This window comes from Novosphingobium sp., assembly GCF_036803765.1.
Taxonomy (GTDB): domain Bacteria; phylum Pseudomonadota; class Alphaproteobacteria; order Sphingomonadales; family Sphingomonadaceae; genus Novosphingobium.
Genome location: NZ_DAIRTS010000057.1, coordinates 1 through 2,330 on the forward strand (window position 1 = coordinate 1; position 2,330 = coordinate 2,330).

At 68.9% G+C, this 2,330-nt stretch carries 3 protein-coding genes; 2 read left to right on the plus strand and 1 reads right to left on the minus strand.

What is annotated here, in order from left to right; translation table 11 throughout:
* Positions 1-400: 400 nt before the first annotated feature.
* Positions 401-835, plus strand: a complete 435-nt coding sequence (locus tag V7Q48_RS18260) for a hypothetical protein (RefSeq protein WP_333840690.1) — start codon at positions 401-403, stop codon at positions 833-835.
* A 24-nt stretch (positions 836-859) separates the two neighbouring features.
* Here the strand turns inward: V7Q48_RS18260 and V7Q48_RS18265 are convergent, their stop codons facing one another.
* Entirely contained in the window at positions 860-1,765 is a 906-nt protein-coding gene (locus V7Q48_RS18265; RefSeq protein WP_333840692.1) for a LysR family transcriptional regulator, read from the minus strand.
* A 126-nt stretch (positions 1,766-1,891) separates the two neighbouring features.
* Here V7Q48_RS18265 and V7Q48_RS18270 point away from each other — a divergent pair, with 126 nt between their 5' ends.
* Positions 1,892-2,302, plus strand: a complete 411-nt coding sequence (locus V7Q48_RS18270) for an OsmC family protein (protein ID WP_333840694.1) — start codon at positions 1,892-1,894, stop codon at positions 2,300-2,302.
* Positions 2,303-2,330: the final 28 nt, after the last annotated feature.

A 2,330-nucleotide genomic window follows, 5' to 3' on the forward strand; every position in this document is an offset into this window, starting at 1 on the left:
CTCCATCTACACTGTGCACATGCGCTGGCGGCGCAATCGGCATTCGTCAAGATTTGGTCAGACGGACCGCACCCCGCATCGCCATTCCCCGGCACCTCCCCCCGCTGTCATCGGTCCGACGACCTGTCGGCCGCGCGAATATTGCGCATGACGTGTAGCATGCATCCACGCTCCCCTCAGCAGCCCAGTGTTACAAAAATGTTGCAACATGGCAGGGTTAATGCGGCTGCTGCCGATTTCGCGCGCCGCCGACCCCGCAGCCGCTGCGCGCGTTCAAAATTTGCCCGCCCACTGTCCCGGTTCGGCGCAGTCGCTTTTGAACATGGTTACCGAAATTGACACCATCACGGGCCTTGCGCTTTCTAGGGGGCATCGACCCGCTCCAGACCGGACAAACGCCATGACGATCTTCCCCGCAACGCTCGCCGCCCTCGCCTTTGCCCTGGCCGGGTTCTGCGGCGAAGCACACGCCATGGCACCGGGGCCGGACGCAACGGACGGGACCACCACGGCATCGGCGCAGGTGCAGGGATCCGCCGCGCTGCCACACGTCACGACCAGCCCCGCCCTCGCAGGCGTGGTCCTTGGTCAGCCGCGCGTGGTTCGCCATGGTGATCACCTCGCCGTCGTGGCGATGGTCCGGCAGGATCTCCAGACCGCCAAGATCCTGCCGGGCCAGCTCGTCGCCCGCTACCGCCAGCCGGGCGCCGCCTCAGACACGATCAGCACGGCACGCTGCGATGCGCATCGCTGGCAGGAAAGCTGCGCCGTGGCCCTCGATCTGCAGGGTGCGGCAAGCCAGCCCGTGATCGCGGTGACTTTCCGCCGCCTCTGACCGGCCGGGCCCCGCCGGCCCTGTTCAGCCGCGCCGGGCAAGACGCCAGACCAGCGCCTGGCGCACGTGGGCAACGCGGGGCTGGCGCAACGCCGCCGCGCCCCACAACAGGTGATAGGCAAGCCGGCCGGGCAAGGCACCGCCACCGGGGATCTCGGCCAGTTCCCCGGCCTCGAGATGCGGCCGGCTGAGATAGCCGGGCAGCACGGTCCAGCCATGTCCGTCGATCAGGAGCCCGCGCAGGCTGCGCACGTCGAGACCGACCATCGCCGGTGTCGCCACCGCGGGATGCAGCCCGTTGGCCTCGAGCCAGACGTCGATCAAGGGATAGTCCAACCCATAGGTCAGGAGCGGCAGGCCGGACAGGAACGTGGCAAGGTCGCTGCCGGCGGCCTGCGCCGCGCGCAGCCGGGCGACCACGGCGGGCGCCGCCACCGCCTGCGCTGGCTCGTCGCGCAAGTGCTCGTGCCGCAGCCGCCGGTCTGCGGCCGGGAACGCCGAGACGCCGAGGTCCGCCTCGCCGCGGATCAGTGCGCGCTCGATCTCGCCGCGATTGCCGGCGTGGAGGCGGACGCGAATCCCGCTTTCCAGCAGCGGCCCCAGCTGCGGGGCGACGACCTCGGACAGGAAATCAGGATGGCCGACGATCTGGATCGACCCCGCGAGTTCGGCCGAGCGGGCGCGAGCCTGCGCGAGCGCGGCTTCGGCCTCGTCGAGCCTATCGCCGATGTCGGCCGCAAGATCGTCCGCCGCGCCAGTCGGGATCACGCCGCGTCCCTGCCGCTCGAACAGCGGGCGGCCGATGGTATCCTCGAGACTGGCGATCTGCTGCGATATCGCTGGCTGCGTCAGTCCGAGATTGCGCGCAGCCGCCGTGAACGAGCGTTGCCGGTAAACCTCTATGAATGCACGAAGACGGGGCAGCGACATTCGTCGTCACATAAATCAATTTATGCCTCGTGACCATCCAGCTTGTTGGTCACGTTCGGCCAAGGCACCTAAATGCCGCTCGAGCGTTACGCGATGCGCTTGCGAGGGCCGACGATGCACGATTTGATGCTTTATGAGACTGCTGTCACCGCCACCGGTGCGGGCGGCGGGCGTGCCTTCGCGCCGGACGGTACCTTTCATGTCTGGCTCGACGAGCCCTCCGAACTGGGCGGGCGCGGCCACGGCAACACACACGAGCAACTCTACGCGGCGGCCCATGCGGCCGCCCTGCTGGCGGCGATGCGCAGTCTGCGCACGCATGGTCACCCTGCCGTCCCCGCCGAAGCAACGGTGACGGCGCGCGTGGGTATCGGCCGACGCGAAGGCAATGGCTTCGCGCTCGCCGTCACGCTCGAGGCCCATCTCCCGGGGCTGGAAACCGCGGCGGCACAGGCGCTGCTCGAAAGCGCCAACGCGATCTGCGCCTATAGCCGCGCGATCGCGGGCAACGTCACCGTCACGCTGGCGCTGGCCTGATCGCCGTGGCCTCCACCGCCCCCGTACC

Excerpts from the sequence above, each read along its gene's own strand:
- V7Q48_RS18270 (WP_333840694.1), top strand. The coding sequence starts at position 1,892 with ATGCTTTATGAGACTGCTGTCACCGCCACCGGTGCGGGCGGCGGGCGT.
- V7Q48_RS18265 (WP_333840692.1), bottom strand. The coding sequence starts at position 1,765 with ATGTCGCTGCCCCGTCTTCGTGCATTCATAGAGGTTTACCGGCAACGC.
- V7Q48_RS18260 (WP_333840690.1), top strand. The coding sequence starts at position 401 with ATGACGATCTTCCCCGCAACGCTCGCCGCCCTCGCCTTTGCCCTGGCC.